The organism is Duganella vulcania, assembly GCF_009857655.1.
In the GTDB taxonomy this organism is placed as follows: domain Bacteria; phylum Pseudomonadota; class Gammaproteobacteria; order Burkholderiales; family Burkholderiaceae_D; genus Rugamonas; species Rugamonas vulcania.
Genome location: NZ_WWCX01000074.1, coordinates 12,957 through 31,130, shown reverse-complemented (window position 1 = coordinate 31,130; position 18,174 = coordinate 12,957). Strand labels below are relative to the sequence as shown.

General features: G+C 64.4%; 19 protein-coding genes. 14 read left to right on the top strand and 5 right to left on the bottom strand.

The features are described 5' to 3' along the window. The 11 genes from GTP90_RS26835 to GTP90_RS26785 form a co-directional block, all read left to right on the top strand. The coding region (locus GTP90_RS26835) for an ammonium transporter (protein WP_161086371.1) at window positions 1–1,408 on the top strand (1,408 nt) is incomplete at its 5' end. Between the two features lie 192 nt (window positions 1,409–1,600). After that, window positions 1,601–2,902, top strand: a complete 1,302-nt coding sequence (gshA, locus tag GTP90_RS26830; RefSeq protein WP_161086370.1) for a glutamate--cysteine ligase — start codon at window positions 1,601–1,603, stop codon at window positions 2,900–2,902. An 85-nt stretch (window positions 2,903–2,987) separates the two neighbouring features. After that, window positions 2,988–3,950 carry a glutathione synthase gene (gene gshB / locus GTP90_RS26825; protein WP_161086369.1) on the top strand — a complete coding sequence of 321 codons (963 nt, stop codon included), beginning with the start codon at window positions 2,988–2,990 and terminating at the stop codon, window positions 3,948–3,950. Window positions 3,951–4,004: 54 nt separating this feature from the next. Then, entirely contained in the window at window positions 4,005–4,412 is a 408-nt protein-coding gene (locus GTP90_RS26820) for a PTS sugar transporter subunit IIA (RefSeq protein WP_161086368.1), read from the top strand. A gap of 80 nt (window positions 4,413–4,492) precedes the next feature. Then, window positions 4,493–4,762 (top strand): HPr family phosphocarrier protein, encoded by a 270-nt coding sequence (locus GTP90_RS26815; RefSeq protein ID WP_117012806.1) that lies wholly within the window; start codon window positions 4,493–4,495, stop codon window positions 4,760–4,762. 44 nt (window positions 4,763–4,806) lie between these two features. Next, the gene (gene ptsP, locus GTP90_RS26810) at window positions 4,807–6,549 is read left to right on the top strand and encodes a phosphoenolpyruvate--protein phosphotransferase (RefSeq protein WP_161086367.1); all 1,743 of its coding nucleotides are present in this window, start codon (window positions 4,807–4,809) and stop codon (window positions 6,547–6,549) included. 77 nt (window positions 6,550–6,626) lie between these two features. Then, window positions 6,627–7,781 (top strand): homoserine O-succinyltransferase MetX, encoded by a 1,155-nt coding sequence (gene metX, locus GTP90_RS26805; RefSeq protein WP_161086366.1) that lies wholly within the window; start codon window positions 6,627–6,629, stop codon window positions 7,779–7,781. Then, complete coding sequence (metW, locus tag GTP90_RS26800) at window positions 7,778–8,389, top strand: methionine biosynthesis protein MetW (RefSeq protein ID WP_161086365.1); 612 nt, start codon at window positions 7,778–7,780, stop codon at window positions 8,387–8,389. The genes metX and metW overlap by 4 nt, the downstream gene beginning before the upstream one ends. Next, complete coding sequence (locus GTP90_RS26795; RefSeq protein ID WP_161086364.1) at window positions 8,389–9,645, top strand: AmpG family muropeptide MFS transporter; 1,257 nt, start codon at window positions 8,389–8,391, stop codon at window positions 9,643–9,645. Before metW ends, GTP90_RS26795 begins: the two co-directional genes overlap by 1 nt. Next, window positions 9,632–10,522, top strand: a complete 891-nt coding sequence (locus tag GTP90_RS26790) for a M48 family metallopeptidase (protein ID WP_161086363.1) — start codon at window positions 9,632–9,634, stop codon at window positions 10,520–10,522. Before GTP90_RS26795 ends, GTP90_RS26790 begins: the two co-directional genes overlap by 14 nt. Next, a complete protein-coding gene (locus tag GTP90_RS26785) occupies window positions 10,522–11,409 on the top strand; it encodes a pseudouridine synthase (protein ID WP_161086362.1) in 888 nt (295 codons plus the stop codon). The genes GTP90_RS26790 and GTP90_RS26785 overlap by 1 nt, the downstream gene beginning before the upstream one ends. Before the next feature lie 104 nt (window positions 11,410–11,513). On the opposite strand, the gene GTP90_RS26780 is transcribed toward GTP90_RS26785, so the two are convergent. Then, on the bottom strand, window positions 11,514–12,281 hold the full coding sequence (locus GTP90_RS26780; protein WP_161086361.1) for an exodeoxyribonuclease III: 768 nt from the start codon (window positions 12,279–12,281) through the stop codon (window positions 11,514–11,516). A gap of 76 nt (window positions 12,282–12,357) precedes the next feature. Here GTP90_RS26780 and pyrE point away from each other — a divergent pair, with 76 nt between their 5' ends. From pyrE to GTP90_RS26765, 3 genes are all read left to right on the top strand, one after another. After that, window positions 12,358–13,023: an orotate phosphoribosyltransferase gene (pyrE, locus tag GTP90_RS26775; RefSeq protein WP_117012814.1), complete on the top strand. Its 666-nt coding sequence runs from the start codon at window positions 12,358–12,360 to the stop codon at window positions 13,021–13,023. 76 nt (window positions 13,024–13,099) lie between these two features. Beyond that, window positions 13,100–13,471 carry a DUF4279 domain-containing protein gene (locus GTP90_RS26770; protein ID WP_161086360.1) on the top strand — a complete coding sequence of 124 codons (372 nt, stop codon included), beginning with the start codon at window positions 13,100–13,102 and terminating at the stop codon, window positions 13,469–13,471. Next, window positions 13,471–14,334 carry an alpha/beta fold hydrolase gene (locus GTP90_RS26765; protein ID WP_161086359.1) on the top strand — a complete coding sequence of 288 codons (864 nt, stop codon included), beginning with the start codon at window positions 13,471–13,473 and terminating at the stop codon, window positions 14,332–14,334. The genes GTP90_RS26770 and GTP90_RS26765 overlap by 1 nt, the downstream gene beginning before the upstream one ends. Before the next feature lie 2 nt (window positions 14,335–14,336). Here GTP90_RS26765 and GTP90_RS26760 read toward each other — a convergent pair whose 3' ends face one another. From GTP90_RS26760 to GTP90_RS26745, 4 genes are all read right to left on the bottom strand, one after another. Next, complete coding sequence (locus GTP90_RS26760) at window positions 14,337–15,605, bottom strand: M56 family metallopeptidase (RefSeq protein ID WP_161086358.1); 1,269 nt, start codon at window positions 15,603–15,605, stop codon at window positions 14,337–14,339. After that, window positions 15,602–15,973 (bottom strand): BlaI/MecI/CopY family transcriptional regulator, encoded by a 372-nt coding sequence (locus tag GTP90_RS26755; RefSeq protein ID WP_117012818.1) that lies wholly within the window; start codon window positions 15,971–15,973, stop codon window positions 15,602–15,604. Before GTP90_RS26755 ends, GTP90_RS26760 begins: the two co-directional genes overlap by 4 nt. Window positions 15,974–16,087: 114 nt before the next feature. Beyond that, window positions 16,088–17,386 carry an ATP-binding protein gene (locus tag GTP90_RS26750; RefSeq protein WP_161086357.1) on the bottom strand — a complete coding sequence of 433 codons (1,299 nt, stop codon included), beginning with the start codon at window positions 17,384–17,386 and terminating at the stop codon, window positions 16,088–16,090. Further along, complete coding sequence (locus GTP90_RS26745) at window positions 17,383–18,060, bottom strand: response regulator (protein ID WP_161086356.1); 678 nt, start codon at window positions 18,058–18,060, stop codon at window positions 17,383–17,385. Before GTP90_RS26745 ends, GTP90_RS26750 begins: the two co-directional genes overlap by 4 nt. Between the last annotated feature and the right edge of the window lie 114 nt (window positions 18,061–18,174).

Genomic DNA, 18,174 nt, shown 5'->3' with positions numbered 1-18,174 from the left:
CGCGCCTGCCGCCGCCGCTGCTGCGCCTGCCGCGGCACCGGCCGCCGCTGCCGCCGCTCCTGCCGCAGCGCCAGCACCTGTCCCGAACAAGGGCGACACCGCCTGGATGATGGTGTCGACCATCCTGGTCATCATGATGTCGATTCCCGGCCTGGCGCTGTTCTACGGCGGCCTGGTCCGTTCCAAGAACATGCTGTCGATCCTGCTGCAGGTGTTCACCATCTTCGCGCTGATCATTGTGCTGTGGTGCGTGTATGGCTACTCGCTGGCCTTCACCGAAGGCAATTCCTTCATCGGTAAATTCGACCGTGCCTTCCTGAACGGCATCTGGGATCCGGCCAAGGCCACGTTCTCGACCGCCGCCACCTTCAGCAAAGGCGTTGTCATTCCCGAGTTCGTGTACGTGGTGTTCCAGGCGACCTTCGCCGCCATCACCTGCGGCCTGATCGTCGGCTCCTTCGCCGAACGCGCCAAGTTCACCGCCGTGCTGGCTTTCGTCGTGCTGTGGTTCACCTTCGCCTACCTGCCGATTGCCCACATGGTCTGGTTCTGGACCGGTCCTGACGCGATCAAGGATGCGGCAACGCTGGCAACCGAAACCGCCAAGGCCGGCTTCCTGTGGCAAAAAGGCGCGCTGGACTTCGCCGGCGGCACCGTGGTGCACATCAACGCCGCAGTTGCCGGCCTGGTGGGCGCCTACATGATGGGCAAACGCGTCGGCTACGGCCGCGAATCCATGGCACCGCACTCGCTGACCATGACCATGATCGGCGCTTCGCTGCTGTGGGTGGGCTGGTTCGGTTTCAATGCCGGTTCGGCACTGGAAGCGGGCGACGTCGCCGCGCTGGCCTTCGTCAACACGCTGCTGGCCACCGCCGCCGCCACCATGTCGTGGCTGCTGGGCGAGTGGATCGTCAAGGGCAAGCCTTCGATGCTGGGTGCCGCTTCGGGCGCCGTTGCCGGCTTGGTGGCCATCACCCCGGCTTGCGGTTACGTCGGTCCGATGGGCGCGCTGATCATCGGCCTGCTGGCTGGTGTGGTCTGCCTGTGGGGCGTGAACGGCCTGAAACGCCTGCTGGGCGCGGATGACTCGCTGGATGTGTTCGGCGTGCACGGCGTCGGCGGCATCATGGGCGCGCTGCTGACCGGCGTGTTCGCTTCGCCATCGCTGGGCGGCCAGGGCGTGTTCGACTACGTCACCAACAAGATGTCGGCCGATCCGTACTCGATCGTCAGCCAGGTCACCATCCAGGCGACCGCCGTCGGCACCACCATCCTGTGGTCGGCCATCGTATCGCTGATCGCCTACAAGCTGGTCGACATCGTCATCGGCCTGCGCGTACCGGAAGAAGAGGAACGCGAAGGCCTGGACATCACCAGCCATGGCGAGTCCGCGTATCACGCTTAAACCTATGCCTGATTGATAACGTTGCACAGGCCCGCCACGGCGGGCCCCTCGAAAGCGCCTCTTTGTAGGCGCTTTTTTTATTTCCCGCCTTTAAAATAGGGTTTTCGCCCCGATTTGGGCTATCTGCACGGTAATATCCGATGTTCTGCGTGCCTGGAGGGTCGTCCTCCCGCATCATTTAAGGAAGTAATCATGGTTCCCCATCTCGCCACGGCCCTGACCGGACCGCTGCTCGACCTCGAAGAAAAAATCCTGGCCGCGACGCCAGCCATTGAGCGCTGGTTCCGCCTGGAGTGGCAGGAACACACGCCGCCGTTCTATTGCTCGGTCGACATGCGCAACGCCGGCTACAAGCTGGCGCCGGTCGACACCAACCTGTTCCCCGGCGGCTTCAACCACCTGGCGACCGAAATGCTGCCGCTGTCGGTGCAGGCCGCCATGGCCGCGATCGACAAGTATTGCCCGGACGCCCGCAACCTGCTGCTGATCCCGGAAGTGCACGAACGCCATCCGACCTATTGGCAGAACGTGGCCCGGCTGATGCAGATCTTCCGCCAGACCGGCCTGCATGTGCGCCTGGGTTCGCTGTCGCCGGAAATCACCCAGCCGACCCCGCTGCCTCTGCCGGACGGCAACATGCTGGTGGTCGAGCCGCTGGTGCGCTCGGCCAACGGCCGCCGGCTGGGCCTGAAGGATTTCGACCCGTGCACGATTTTGCTGAACAACGACCTGTCGGCCGGCATTCCTGACATTTTGCAGAACATCCACGAGCAAAGCCTGCTGCCACCGCTGCATGCCGGCTGGGCCCTGCGCCGCAAGAGCAACCACATGAACGCGTACGACGAGGTGGTCAAGAAGTTCGGCAAGCTGATCGGCGTCGACCCGTGGATGCTCAATCCCTTCCACGCCAAGTGCGACGCGGTCAACTTCCGCACCGGCGAGGGCTACGATTGCCTGGCCGCCAATGTCGACACGCTGCTGTCCAAGATCAAGAAGAAGTACAAGGAATACGGCATGAAGGACCACAAGCCGTTCGTGATCGTCAAGCCGGACGCCGGCACCTACGGCACCAGCATCCTGACGATCAAGGATTCCAGCGAAATCAAGGACTTGAGCCAGGCCCAGCGCGACAAAATGATCGTCATCAAGGATGGCAAGGAAGTGACCGACTTCATCATCCAGGAAGGCGTGCCGACCTTCGAGAGCATCAAGGACGCGGTGGCCGAGCCGGTGGTCTACATGATCGACCGCTACGTGGTGGGTGGCTACTACCGCGTGCACGCCGAGAAGGGCATCGACCAGAACCTCAACGCGCCGGGTTCGCAGTACGTGCCGCTGGCGTTTGCCCAGCAGCACGCGGTGCCGGACCTGAAGGCCAAGCCGGGCACGGCCGCGCCCAACCGTTTCTACGTGTACGGCGTGGTGGCGCGGCTGGCCTTGCTGGCGGCGTCGCTGGAAATGGAACGCACCGATCCGAACCCGGAAGTGTACTAAGCGCCCGGGGAGCGGACTGGTCCGCTCCCGGGTGCCGCCGGCGAATCTCGGCTAAAATCAGGCATTACCCCGATTGGATGCGCCCATGAAAATAGCTTTCCTCGCCGATCCCCTGGCCAGCTTCAAGACCTACAAGGACTCGACCTACGCCATGATGGTGGAGGCGGCCAGGCGCGGCCATACCGTCTACGCCTTCGAGCAAAACGACATGGCGCTGGACGGCGGCGTGGTCTACGCCAACGCGGCCGTGATCACCATGACCGGCGACAGCCACGACTGGTTCCGCGCGGCGCCGTCCCACGAAACCAACCTGGGCGATTTCGACGCCATCATCCAGCGCAAGGATCCGCCGTTCGACATGGAGTACATCTACGGCACCTACCTGCTGGAGCTGGCTGAAAAGCAGGGCGCGCAGGTGTTCAACAAGCCGTCGGCGATCCGCGACCACAATGAAAAACTGTCGATCGCCCAGTTCAGCCAGTACACCTCGCCGACCCTGGTGACGTCCGACGAAGCCCGCATCCGCGCCTTCCAGAAGCACCACGGCGACATCATCCTCAAGCCGCTGGACGGCATGGGCGGCGCCGGCGTGTTTCGCGTGACGGCTGACGGCATGAACCTCGGCTCCATCATTGAAACGCTGACCGACAACGGCGCCCGCACCATCATGGTGCAGCGCTACATCCCCGAAATCGTGCAAGGCGACAAGCGCATCCTGGTCATCGGTGGCAAGCCGGTGCCATATTGCCTGGCGCGCATCCCGCAAAACGGCGAAGTGCGCGGCAACCTGGCGGCCGGCGGCATGGGCGTGGCCCAGCCGCTGACCGAGCGCGACGCCGAAATCGCCAACGCGCTGGGCCCGATACTGGCCGCCCGTGGCCTGTTGCTGGTAGGATTAGATGTTATCGGTGATTGCCTCACGGAAGTGAACGTCACCAGTCCGACCTGCTTCCAGGAAATCACCCAGCAAACGGGCTTCCAGGTGGCGGCGATGTTCCTCGACGCCGTCGAAGCGGCCGTGGCGCAGGGCAAACAACTTAAAAATTAACAATAATGCCGGACGCCGTCAAAAAACGTCCGCGCTCACTGGCGGTTTAAGAATATGGTTGGCATACTGCTTATGACGCACGCTCCACTGGGACAGGCTTTTATTGCCGCCTGCGCCCATGTGTTCCGTGGTCCGACCGAGCGCCTGGAGGCGATCGACGTGGTCGCCGACCAGGATCTCGCCGAAGTCCAGGCACTGGCCTCGGAGGCGATCAAGCGTCTCGACGATGGCGACGGGGTGCTGGTCATCACCGACGTCAAAGGCGGCACGCCCGCCAATTGCTGTAACCGTCTGGCGGACGCCGGCCGGGTGGAGGTCATCGCGGGCATCAGTTTGCCGATGCTGCTGCGCGCCATCACCTACCGCCGCGACACGCTGGACGTGGTGGTCGAGATGGCCCTGGCCGGCGCGCAGAGCGGGGCCGTGCGCGTCGACAACCGGATCAGGGTCGGGCAGCCCTGAGGCCGGATTTATGTGGCCGCCGCGTGCATGCATGGCGGCGGTTTTTTGCAGTGCGCATTTCTGATTGAGACAAAAGAAAAATGATTCAACAAGAACTTGAGATTATCAACAAGCTTGGTTTGCATGCGCGTGCCTCCGCCAAATTCACCCAACTGGCAGCCAAATTCCAGAGCGACGTCTGGCTGACCCGCAACGCGCGCCGCATCAACGCCAAGTCCATCATGGGCGTGATGATGCTGGCCGCCGGCAAGGGCGCCAAGGTCATGCTGGAAGCCGACGGCGCCGACGAGGGCGATTGCATCGCGGCGCTGACGGCGCTGGTCAACGACAAGTTCGGCGAAGGCGAGTAATGCCGGCGGAACGCAGCCGTCCACGTACCCCCACAGGTCCGCCTATGGCTTCCTTCACCCTGCATGGCATCCCGGTTTCGCGCGGCATCGCCATCGGCCGCGCGCACAAGCTCGCGCCGGCGGCGCTGGACGTCAAGCACTACCTGGTGGCGGAAGAGCATCTGGAGGCGGAAGTAGCGCGATTGCAGCAGGCGCTGGCGCAGGTGCACAAGGAACTGCAGACGCTGTGGAACGAGCTGCCGAAGGACGCGCCGACCGAACTGGGCGCCTTCATCGACGTCCATGCGCTGATCCTGTCCGACCCAATGATCTCGGAAGCGCCGCTCGACATCATCCGCACCCGCCACTACAACGCCGAATGGGCGCTGCTGACCCAGATCGACGAGCTGTCGGCGCAGTTCGACGAAATCGAAGACCCCTACCTGCGCGAGCGCAAGGCCGACATCCAGCAGGTCGCCGAGCGCGTGCTGAAGGTGTTGATGGGCACCGCGCAGATCCTGCCCGCCACCACCGGCGAGGACGGCTTCCAGGCGCAGATGATCATCGTCGCGCACGACATCTCGCCGGCCGACATGCTGCAGTTCCGCGACCGTTCCTTCATCGGCTTCGTCACCGACGTCGGCGGCCAGAACTCGCACACCGCCATCGTCGCCCGCAGCCTGGACATCCCGGCGGCGGTCGGCATGTCCGGCGCCTCGACCCTGATCGAGCAGGACGACTGGCTGATCATCGACGGCGACGCCGGCGTGGTGATCGCCAATCCGAGCGCGCTGGTGCTGGAGCAGTACCGCGAACGCCAGGGCGCCGCCGCCCGCGCGCGCAAGAAGCTCAATAAACTCAAGAAAACCCCGGCCGTCACCAAGGACGGCGTCGAGATCCAGCTGATGGCCAACATCGAGCTGCCCGACGATTGCCCGGCCGCGATGGAGGCGGGCGCCAACGGCGTGGGCCTGTTCCGCTCCGAGTTCCTGTTCATGGGCCGCAACAGCCGCATCCCGTCCGAGGACGAGCAGTTCGAGCAGTACAAGCGCGCGGTGGTGGCGATGAAGGGCCGGCCGGTGACCATCCGCACGCTCGACATCGGCGCCGACAAGCCGCTCGACCAGACCGAGCACACGGCACTGAATCCGGCGCTGGGCCTGCGGGCGATCCGCTACTGCCTGGCCGAGCCGCAGATATTCCTGACGCAGCTGCGCGCCATTTTGCGCGCGTCGGCGTTCGGCAAGGTGCGCATCCTGATCCCGATGCTGGCGCACGCGTTCGAGATCGACCAGTCGCTGGCGATGATCGCCCAGGCCAAGGCCGAGCTGCGCGAGCAGAACGTCAAGTTCGACGACGACGTCGAAGTCGGCGCGATGATCGAAATCCCGGCCGCCGCGCTGGCGCTGCCGATGTTCGTCAAGCGGATGGACTTCCTGTCCATCGGCACCAATGACCTGATCCAGTACACGCTGGCGATCGACCGGGTTGATTATGAGGTCGCGCACCTTTACAATCCGCTGCATCCGGCTGTGCTGCAATTGATCTCGATGACGATTGCGGCCGGGCATAAAGCCGGGATCGACGTGGCCGTATGCGGCGAGATGGCGGGCGATGTCAAGCTCACGCGCCTGTTGCTGGGCATGGGCTTGCGCGAATTCTCGATGCACCCTGCGCAGCTGCTGTCGGTCAAGCAGGAAATCCTGAACAGCGACCTTGCGCGCATCATGCCGCAAACGCGCAAGATCATGCGCTCGATGGAACCAAGTGTAATTGCAGACGCGGTCGAACAATTGCAGTTGATGTAGCAAGTGGTGGGACCCATCCTCGCGGTCCCACCTTGATAGATGGCCCGCGGGGCCGACCCCTATAAAAACTAAACCACATGCCATCCTTAGGATACGTTACTCCGCAAACCATGCATTTTGCGCAGCCGCTGGCGCTGCAGAGCGGCGCCTCGCTGCGCGACTACATGCTGATGTATGAAACCTACGGCACCCTCAATGCCGACAAATCGAACGCGGTGCTGGTCTGCCACGCGCTCAACGCCTCGCACCACGTGGCCGGCGAATACGAAGGCCAGCCGAAAAGCCAGGGCTGGTGGGACAATATGGTCGGCCCGGGCAAATCGCTCGACACCGACAAGTTCTTCGTCATCGGTGTCAACAACCTGGGCTCGTGCTTCGGCTCGACCGGGCCTATGCACGTCAATCCCGCGACCGGCAAGCCATACGGCGCGGCCTTCCCGGTGGTGACGGTGGAAGACTGGGTCAACGCCCAGGCGCGCCTGGCCGATGCGCTGGGCATCACGCAGTTCGCCGCCGTCATGGGCGGCTCGCTGGGCGGCATGCAGGCGCTGGCCTGGTCCATCATGTACCCGGACCGCCTGCGCCATTGCGTGGTGATCGCCTCCACCGCCAAGCTGTCGGCGCAGAACATCGCCTTCAACGACGTCGCCCGCCAGGCCATCCTGTCGGACCCCGACTACCATGGCGGCGATTTCTACGAGCACGGCGTGGTGCCGAAGAACGGCCTGCGCGTGGCGCGCATGGTGGGCCACATCACCTATCTGTCCGACGACGACATGGCCGAAAAATTCGGCCGCAAGCTCCGGGACGCCGCGGAGGCGGGTGACTACAAGTTCGGCTTCGGCGTGGATTTCGAAATCGAATCCTACCTGCGCTACCAGGGCGACAAGTTCAGCGAATACTTCGACGCCAACACCTACCTGCTGATCACCAAGGCGCTCGACTATTTCGACCCGGCGCGCGCGCACGGCGGCGACCTGGCCAAGACGCTGGCAGGCACCAAGGCCAGGTTCTTCCTGGCCTCGTTCACCACCGACTGGCGCTTCTCGCCGGAGCGCAGCCAGGAGATCGTGCAGGCGCTGATCTGCAACCGCCGCCAGGTCACCTACGCGGAGATCGACGCGCCGCACGGCCACGACGCCTTCCTGCTGGAAGACCCACGCTACATGAAACTGGTGCGGGCCTACTACGACCAGGTGTGGAACGACATTAACGAGAAAGCGGCAGCATGAACTTCAACGATTTAAGCAGCGCCCGGCCGGACCTGGCCTTCATCGCCCACTGGGTACCCAAGAACGCCCACGTGCTCGACGTGGGCTGCGGCGACGGCGTGATGATGGACTATCTGCAGAGCGACAAGCAGTGCAGCGGCTACGGCATCGAGATCGCCGACGACAAGGTATTGGACAGCACCAAACGCGGCGTGCGCGTGATCCAGCAGGACATGGAAAAGGGCCTGGCCTTGTTCGGCGACGACAGTTTCGACACGGTGCTGTGCCTGTCGTCGCTGCAGATGATGAAGCATGTGGAGCCGCTGTTGCGCGACATCGTCCGCGTCGGCAAGGAGGCCATCGTCTCCTTCCCCAACTTCGCCTACTGGCCGCACCGCGTGGCCCTGCTCAAGGGCCGCATGCCGGTGTCGGAATCGCTGCCGTACGAGTGGTACGACACGCCCAACGTGCGCTGCGCCACCATCACCGATTTCCGCGACCTGGCGGAGGAGTGCGGGCTGGAAGTGATCGAATGCGTGGCGCTGGCCGAAGGGCAGCGCGTCTCGTTCCTGCCCAACCTGCGCGGCGACCTTGCCGTGTTCCGCCTGCGTAAAAAGGCCAGCCACTGATGACGACCCAGGAACAGCCAACCGGCTTGCGCAACTACCTGAACGGCCGCACCGTTTCCATCCTGTTCCTGGGCTTCAGCTCCGGGCTGCCGCTGTACACGCTGATCTACCTGATGCAGGCGTGGCTGGCCAAGTCCGGGCTGAACGTGAAGGCGCTGGGCCTGTTCGCGCTGGTGACCTTCCCGTACACCTTCAAGTTCCTGTGGGCGCCGTTCATGGACCGCTACGCCATCGGCTCGCTGGGCCGGCGGCGCGGCTGGATGGCCATCACGCAACTGGCGCTGTTCCTGGTGATCGGCGGCCTGGGCATGCTGGATCCGAAACAGGAGCTGACGCTGATCGCCGGCTGGGTGTTCCTGATCGCCTTCCTGTCGGCCAGCCAGGACGTGGTGATCGACGCCTACCGCCGCGAGATCCTGGCCGAGAACGAGCAGGGCCTGGGCGCGGCCATCATCGTCAACGCCTACAAGGCCGCAAGCCTGATACCGAGCGCGCTGGGGCTGGTGCTGGCGGACAGCATGTCGTGGCAGGCCGTGTTCTGGATCGTCGCCGCTTTCATGCTGCCGGGTTTTGTTTGCACGCTGCTGGCCAAGGAGCCCGCCGTATATGGCTCGCCGCCGAAGAACCTGCAGGAGGCGGTGGTGCTGCCGTTCCGCGAATTTGTGCAGCGCGACGGCTGGAACCAGGCCTTGCTGATCATCGCCTTCGTGCTGCTGTATAAAATCGGCGACAGCATGGCCACCGCGCTGTCGACCAAGTTCTTCCTCGACATCGGCTTCACCACCAAGCAGATCGGCCTGGCGGCCAACGCCACCGGTTGGTGGGCGGCGCTGGCCGGCGGCGCCGTCGCCGGCATCTGGATGATCAAGCTGGGCATCAACCGCGCCTTGTGGGTGTTCGGCGTGATGCAGGCGCTGGCCATACTGGGCTTCGCCTGGCTGGCCCGCACGGGTCCCGATCCGCTGCTGCTGAGCGCCGTCTTCGGCTTCGAAGCCTTCGCCAGTCCGGGGCTGGGCGCGGCGGCGCTGGTGGCGTTCATGTCGCGCGCCACCGATCCGCGCTACACTGCCACCCAATACGCATTGTTTTCCAGTCTGGCCGCCGTACCGCGCACGTTCATCAACTCCTCGGTCGGGTATATTGTGGCGGAAACCGGCTGGTTCTGGTTCTTTATTGTGTGCTTCATCCTGGCGTTTCCTGCCATGATGATGCTACCGAAAATCGCACCATGGAATACCAGGAATGAAAAAGCTTAAATTCAACGCCGCCTTGCTGGCGCTGGCCTGCTGCGCCGGCGCCGTTGCGCCCGCAGCCGTCCAAGCGCAGGACGACGGCATCCCCGTGACCAGCATGTCGCGCCTGCGCGGCATCGGCGGCGACGCTCGCCAGTTCGACCAGCAATCCAAGCTGCAGTACGACCAGATGCTGGCCCAGGCCCACCAGAAGGATGCCGTCGCCACCGAGCGCAATCCGCAGCTGATACGGCTGCGCGCCATCGCCAAGCGGCTGATCCCGTTCACCTCGCGCTGGAACCCGGACGCCGCTAACTGGAAGTGGGAAGTCAACCTGCTCAATTCGCCGACGGTGAACGCCTTCTGCATGCCGGGCGGGCGCATCGCGTTCTACAACGGCATCCTGGTCAAGCTGAACCTGACCGACGATGAAGTGGCGATGGTCATGGGCCACGAGATCGCCCACGCGCTGCGCGAGCACGCGCGTGAGCAGGCCGGCAAGAACACCATCACCTCGGTGGGCGCGCGCATCGCCGGCGCGCTCGGTTCGGCCTACTTCGGCGTCGACCCGCGCCTGGGCGACGCGGCGGCCGGCATGGTGGCGCAGGGCGCGGCGCTGAGCTTCTCGCGCGGCGACGAGAGCGAGGCCGACCTGGTCGGCCTGGACCTGGCGGCGCGGGCCGGCTTCGATCCGCGCGCCGGCATCGCGCTGTGGCAGAAAATGAGCGCGGTGAACAAGAGCCAGCCGCTGCCCTTCCTGTCCACGCACCCGAGCGGCAGCAAGCGCATCGAGGACATGGAGAAGAATATGTACCTGGTGCTGCCGGTGTACGCGCGCGCCAAGGGGCTGGACCCGAACGCGCTGCCGCCGTATCACTCGCTGGCGCTGCCTCGCTCGTAATGTCGCGCGCACCGCTGCCGATGCGCGACGGTGTCGCGCCGAGCTACCTGTGGCTGCCGGAAGGGCAATGGCCGGATTTGCTGACCTTCCTGGTGGCGCGCTATCCCGACGTGACGGAAGCGTCGTGGCGCGACCGCATGGTGCGGCGCGAGGTGGTGGACGGCGACGGCAACGCGCTGACGCCGCACAGCGCCTACCGGCGCGGCATGCGCATCTTCTACTACCGCGAGCTGGATGCGGAGACGCCGATTCCGTTCGAGGAAGAGGTGCTGTTCATGGACGAGCATCTGGTGATAGTGGACAAGCCGCACTTCCTGCCGATGATACCGACCGGGCGGTTTTTGCATGAGACGCTGCTGGTGCGCCTGAAGAAAAAGCTGGGCGAGCAGGAGTTGACACCGATTCACCGGCTGGACCGCGAGACGGCGGGCGTGGTGATCTTCTCGCGCCGGCAGGACAGCCGGGGCGCCTACCAGTCGATGTTCCAGAAGCGGGTGATCGAGAAGGAATACGAAGCGCTGGCGCCGCGCCTGCATGGCCGCGAGTTCCCCTTCACGTACCGCAGCCGCATGGTGGACGGCGACAAATTCTTCATCATGAAGGAAGAGCCGGGCGAGCCGAATTCGGAAACGCTGATCGACGTCATCGAGCACCGCGCCGACTGCACGCTGTACCGGCTGCATCCGCACACCGGGCGCAAGCACCAGCTGCGCTTGCATCTGTCATCGCTGGGCATCCCCATCATCAACGACGCGTTCTACCCGGTAGCCTTGCCGTGCAAACAGGACGACGTCTCGCAACCGCTGAAGCTGCTAGCCCGCCGCATCGCCTTCACCGACCCGCTGAGCGGCGAACGCCGCGAATTCAGCAGCCGCCGCAACTTATAAAATGGGGTCAAGTCTGACATTCGGACACGAGCTCTGCCGTAGTGATCGCTACGGCAGAGCTCGTGTCCGAATGTCAGACTTGACCCCAATGGGTTTGCAACGGTTTAAGCGTAGGTGATGGTCAACGGCGCGTGGTCGGAGAACTTTTCTTCCTTGTAGATCGCAACCGTCGTGGCCTTGGCGGCGATGCCGGGGGTGGCGACGTGGTAGTCGATGCGCCAGCCGACGTTCTTGGCGTAGGCCTGGCCGCGGTTGCTCCACCACGTGTACTGCTCTTCGCGCGGATCGAGCCCGCGGTGCACGTCCACAAAGCCCACCTCGTCAAAGATGCGCGTCATCCATTCGCGCTCCTCCGGCAGGAAGCCGGAGTTCTTCTTGTTGCCTTTCCAGTTCTTCAGGTCGATCTCTTTGTGGGCGATGTTCCAGTCGCCGCAGATCACCACCTCGCGCCCCTCGGCGTGCAGCGACTGCAGGTGCGGCAGGAACAGGTCCATGAAGCGGAACTTGGCTTCCTGGCGCTCCGGCCCCGACGAACCCGACGGGCAGTACACCGAAATCACCGTCAAATTGCCGAAATCGCAACGCACGTAGCGCCCCTCGGCGTCGAACTCCGGCGAGCCGAAGCCGATCACCACGCGGTCCGGCTCGATCTTGCTGTAGACGCCGGTGCCGGAATAGCCTTTTTTCTCGGCATAGTGGAAGTGGCCGTGGTAGCCGCCCGGGTTGAGGAATTCCGGCGTCATGTCCGTCGCCTGGGCCTTCAATTCCTGCACACAGACGAAATCGGCGTCCTGCGTGGCCATCCATTTGAAGAAGCCCTTGCTCGAGGCGGAACGGATGCCGTTCAGATTGGCGGAGATGATTTTTGGCATGGTCGATTCAATGCGTAAATTTTGGAATGCGCTAGTGTAGCGGTAAAATACAGGCACTTTACAGAAATGAGGCAGTATGGACAGCTTACGTCAGCAATTTATCGAATTTTCGGTCAAGACCGGTGTGTTGCGCTTCGGCGAGTTCACCACCAAGGCCGGGCGCCAGTCGCCGTACTTCTTCAACGCCGGCCTGTTCCATGACGGCGCGACGCTGGCCCAGCTGGCCCAGTTCTACGCGCAAACGCTGCTGGACTCCGGCGTCGAGTTCGACATGCTGTTCGGCCCCGCCTACAAGGGCATCACGCTGGCCTCGGCCACCGCGGTGGCGCTGGCCGGCAAGGGCCGCAACACCTCGTTCGCCTTCAACCGCAAGGAAGCCAAGGACCACGGCGAGGGCGGCACCATCGTCGGCGCCAAGCTGCAAGGCAAGGTCGTCATCATCGACGACGTGATCTCGGCCGGCACCTCGGTGCGCGAGTCGGTGGACATGATACGCGCCGCCGGCGCCGAACCGTGCGCCGTGCTAATCGCGCTGGACCGCATGGAGCGTTCGGGCAAGGACGGCCAGCTGTCGCCCAACTCGGCGGTGCAGGAAGTGGCCAAGACCTACAATATCCCGGTGATTTCGATCGGCAACCTGGACGACCTGTTCAGCTACCTGAACGGCGCCGGCGCCGATCCGCAACTGTTGCAATACAAGGACGCGGTGGCTGCCTACCGCACCCGCTACGGTATTGTCTAACAAGCCATATTGCTAGACTTTGAAATTTCTTTGGTGTAACCTAATTCGGTATCCCGGAGACGATAAAGGCTAATTCATGAACATCGCAACCCTGAAGGTGCATGGCGACGACGACGGTTTGAGCGACGTCCGCGACGGCCTGCCGACCGAGCCGGACAGTGATTGGCAAAAGGGCGACGTCAAGCCCGACGGCCGGGTACGCATCGACTCCGGCTTCTACGTCGCGGTCGGCACTGACATGAACCCGGACGAACTGCTCAAGCAGATCCGCCACTACCTGGCCGAGTGCCAGGCGCGCGGCATCCACTTCGAGCGTTCCGATGTGGCGGCCGAGCTGCGCATCTCCTTCACCACCGAACGCGGCGAAGCCACCCCCAGCCTGGACTTCTCGCTGGCCGACCTGCAGCTGCTGGTCGAAATGGGCATCAATCTGAGCATCACCGCCTGATGCGGTTTGCCGAAGACCGCCTGGCCAGCTTCCGCGCCGGTCCGCAGGCCGAGCGCCGCGTCCACATCTGGGAGCCGGCCGGCGCCGCGCCGCGCGCGGTGATACTGGCCATCCACGGCGGCATGGCGCACGCGGGCGATTACGTCACGCCGGCGCTGTACTTCCGCCAGCACGGCATCGCCACCGTGGCCTACGACCTGTGCGGCCACCAGGACGCGCGCCGCGTCGACATCCCCGGCTTCCATGTCTTCCTGGACGACAGCGTGGTCTTCCTGCGGTGGGTCAAGCAGCAGTATCCCGGCGTGCCGATTTATGTGATGGGCCATTCGATGGGCGCGCTGATCGCCACCCACCTGGGCCTGGGCCACTTCGCCGGCGACGCCGCCATCAAGGGCTTCATCCTGTCCTCGCCGTACTACGTGAACGCGATCAAGGTGTCGCCGGTGCTGCAGGCGATGGCCGGCGTGCTGGGCGCGCTGGTGCCGCGCATGAAGGTGCCGCTGGCGCCGCTGACCGACTTGCTGACCCACGACAGCGCCATCACCGCCCGCCATCACGACGATGAGCGCGACGGCATCCGCGCCACCGAAATCACGGTCCGCTTCGCCAATGCGCTGACCACTGCGCAGCAGGGACTGGCGGCGCGCATGCCCGCCTGGTCGCACCGGATGTTCGCGGTGGTGGCCGGCGACGACAAGCTGGCCGACGCCGACGCGGCGGAGCGCATGCTGAAATCGGTGCCGGCGGCGCTGTTGACCTACCAGCGGCATCCGCAGAACTACCACGAGAACTTCAACGAACTCAATCGCGAGCAGGTCTTCGCCGACATCCTGGACTGGATGGCGTCAAGCCCCGCTCACTGAGCTTAATCCGGCACCCACACGTACTGCATCTGCATCCACGACTCCACCGGCTTGCCAGCCTTGAGGGCGGGCTTGAAGCCGCACTTCTCGATGCCTGCGCGCGCCGCTTCGTCCAGGTCCGGGTGGCCGCTGGATTTCTGCACCTGCGATTTTTTGAACTTGCCATCTGCGCCGACCAGGAACTTCAGCGTAACGGTGCCGCTTTCCTTGCGGGCCATCGCGCCGTCAGGCCATTTCGGCTTGTCGCAGGTGCTGAAGTCGGCCAGGGCGTGCACCGTCTGCTCGGCGACCTTGTCGGCGGCCACGGCCTCCGCGTAGATCGACATGCAGGCCAGCGCGAGTCCCAGCATCGGCACGGCGGCTTTCCAGTTCAAGGCCTGCGGAGCAGGGCGGCACAAACGTTGAATACGATCCATCAAATTTCCTCCATTGGCCGCTTGGGCCAGGTGGTGAGTTGAGAACTGGAGACGCTCCAGCTCCGAAAGTGCAAGGGCCAGGCGCCGCGGTTCGCCGAGCTGCCTTGCTGCGAAATCATCCGCGATCAGTTCGCGCTCGGCGCGGATGCGGTTCGAAATCCACCAGACGGCAGGGTGGTAGAACAGCAGCGTTTCGATCACGTTCTGCAGCAGGTTGACCAGGTAATCGTGACGCTGGATGTGCGCCATTTCGTGTGCCAGCAGCGCCTCCAGCAAATCGGGCGGCATGCCCGCCACCAGCGCGGCCGGCAGCAGCACCACCGGGCGCCACCAGCCGGCGGTGATCGGACTGGCGATCGTGTCGACGATGCGCAGCCGCACCGCGCGTCCGACGCCGAAGCGCGCCGCCAGCCGTTGCAGCCGTGCTTCCCAGCGCAGCTGGTCCTGGCGGTGGGCACAGTCGCACTGCCTGGCTGCGCGGTGTATCCACAGCAGGCCGAGGATCATGCGCAGCGACAGCAGCACGGCGCACAGGGCCCACAGGCTGACGATGCCGCGCATCGAGTCGCGCAGGTCGAACGGTTCACCGCCGCCTACCATGCTCTGCGCCGCGTGGCGCAGCAGGCCGGCGCCGATGACGGTGGCGCCGTCCGTGGCGCCGTACAGGCGCTGATACAGCTCGACCGCCGGCCAGCACAGGCAGGCCATCAGCGCCGAGCAGGCCACCAGGTAGCGGTATTCGGCGCGGCTGTTGCGCAGCAGCGTGAGGGCGATGGCGGTGGCGCAGCCCAGCAGCATGCCTTGCCACAGGAAGTGCATCAATGTGAGGCCGAGGGCGAAAATGAAGGCGCTCATTTCTTTTCATCCTTGAGGATTTTCTCGATCTCTTCGCGCTCCTTCTTCGAGATCCCGGAGCGCAGCGCCGCCAGCACCAGCGCCTTGGCCGAGCCGGCGAAGGCCTTCTGCATCAAGTCCTTCAGCAGATTCGTTTGCAGCGCGTCCTGCGCCTGCGCCGGGGCGTAGACGTGCGAGCGCTGGCTCTCGTCGCGAATCAGGATGCCCTTGGTGTGCATGATCTGCATCAGGCGCAGCACGGTGCCGTAGGCCAGGTCCGGTTTCTCTTCCAGCATGGCTTCATGCACCTGCTTGGCGGTGGCCGAGCCGAGCGGCCACAGGGCCTGCAGCAGATCGAGTTCGGCGGCGGTTGGTTTGGGTATGCTCATGGGGTATCTCTTGTCGGCTTGCTAAAGTATTTGTAGATTAGTCTGTCTAGACAAAAATGTATACTTTAGTTTTCAGCGTTGCAGCAGCGTGTTGCTTTGCATAGACAGAGTTGTCTATAAAGTGATGGTGAAGCGCGCGCCGCCCAGTGGAGAATCGTCGATGGCGATGGCGCCGCCGTGCAGCTCGACGGCTTTGGCGGTAATGGACAGTCCCAGGCCGTAGCCGCTGGCGGCGTAGTCCTGTTCGCGCTCCAGCCGGTAGAACGGCTCGAACACGCGCTGACGCGCTTCGGGCGGGATGCCGGGGCCGTCGTCCTCCACGGCGATGCGCAGGACGCCGCCGTCGCGCGCGGCCGACAGCACGATGCGCCCCTCCGCGTACTTGGCGGCGTTCCCCAGCAGGTTGTTGACGGCGCGCGCCAGCAGGCGGGCATCGCCCTGCAACTCGCCCAGGTCTTCGGCGATGCTGGCGTTGAACCGCTGGCGCAATTGGGCGGGCGGCGTGCACTCCCGCAGCAGCGGCGCCAGCGCGAATGGCTGGCGCGGCATGGATTGCGCCTGGTCGAGCTGCGTCAGGCCAAGCAGCTCGTTGACCAGCGTTTTCAATTCCTCGACATCGGTCCCCATCGCCGCGATGCGCTTTTGCAGCGCCGGATCGTCGGCCGCGTGGCGTTCGCGCAGCAGCTCCAGGCCGAATTCCAGCCGCGCGATCGGCGTGCGCAGTTCGTGCGACACCGAATGCAGCAGGTGCTTACGGGCCTCCATCAGCGAGCCGATACGCTCGGCCATGTCGTTGATGCGCCCTGCCAGCGGCGCGATGCTCGATGCCGGCCGCACCGTGGCCCGCGCCGCCAGGTCGCCCTGGCCGAAATCGTCGGCCACCTTCGACAGCGCCAGCAAGCCGCGCCAGTGCCGGCGCGACCACCAGCCTATCGGCACCAGCAGGAACAGCGCGATCACGCCAAAGCGGATGGCCTCCATGCCCAGTGCCTGGCCGATGTCGATGGGCAGGCGCTGCGCGTGGATCACGTCGTCGTCGCTGCCGATGTAGCGCGCGCCGGTCGTGTCGACGCGGCGGTAGAAGGCCTTGCCGCCGACGTCGATCACCACCGCGCCTTGCAGCAACTGGCCGCGTTTGGAAGAGGGCAGCGCCGCCAGCGCCTCCTGCAGCGGTTGCAGTTCCAGCGTGGCCTCGGATACCTCGCGCACCTTGTTCAGGCGTGGCAGCCATTCGTCGGCGGGCGCCTTGTCGATGTACTGCTCCAGCAGGAAGATCTGGCCGGCGGCCTGGCGGCGCGCGATCTCCTCCAGCGGATCGCCGAACAGGCGGCTGAAGGTGAAGTAGATCGCGCAGGTGGCCAGCGTGATGGCCAGCACCACCAGCAACGCGAAGCGCCAGAAAAGCCGGTTCATTCCCAGGCCGAGGGGCTGAACAGATAACCTTCGCCCCAGACGGTCTTGATGCGCTCCGAACCGCCGTCGCCGAACTTGCGGCGCAGGCGGGAGATGCAGTTGTCGATGCTGCGATCGAGACCATCGAATTCGATGCCGCGCATCTTGACCAGGATGTCATTGCGCGACAAGACCTTGCCGGAGGCGCCGGCCAGGATGACGAACAGTTTGAACTCCGCGCTGTTCATTGCCACCTCGCCGCCGCGCCAGTGGACCGTGCGGTTCTCGCGCGAGATGCGCAATTGGCCGATGATGATGTCGCTGCTGGCCGCGCCGCTGCCGCGCCGCTGCAATGCGCGCAAGCGGGCCAGCAGCACGCGCGGTTGCACCGGCTTGTTGACGTAGTCGTCGGCGCCCTGTTCGAGGCCGGAGACTTCGTCGAAGCTGTCCTCGCGCGCGGTCAGGATCAGGATAGGCACGGCGCTGAGCTGGCGCAGCTGGCGGCACACCACCAGGCCGTCGACACCTGGCAGCGTCAAGTCGAGTATCACCAGGTCCGGCTGGGTATCGCGGAAATGGTCGAGCGCGCGGTCGCCGCGTGTCACCACGTCGACCGCATAGTCGTATTCGTCCAGGTATTCCTTGACCAGCGCGGCCAGCCGCGCATCGTCCTCCACCAGCATTACACGCTGCATCGCACCTCCATTTTCGTGGGTATTGTAGTGGAGCGCGGCGTCCTCGTGGCATTTTCGACAATCTGGTACACATTCGTACACTTTCTATACAAATGGCGCCTACAAATTGAGGAC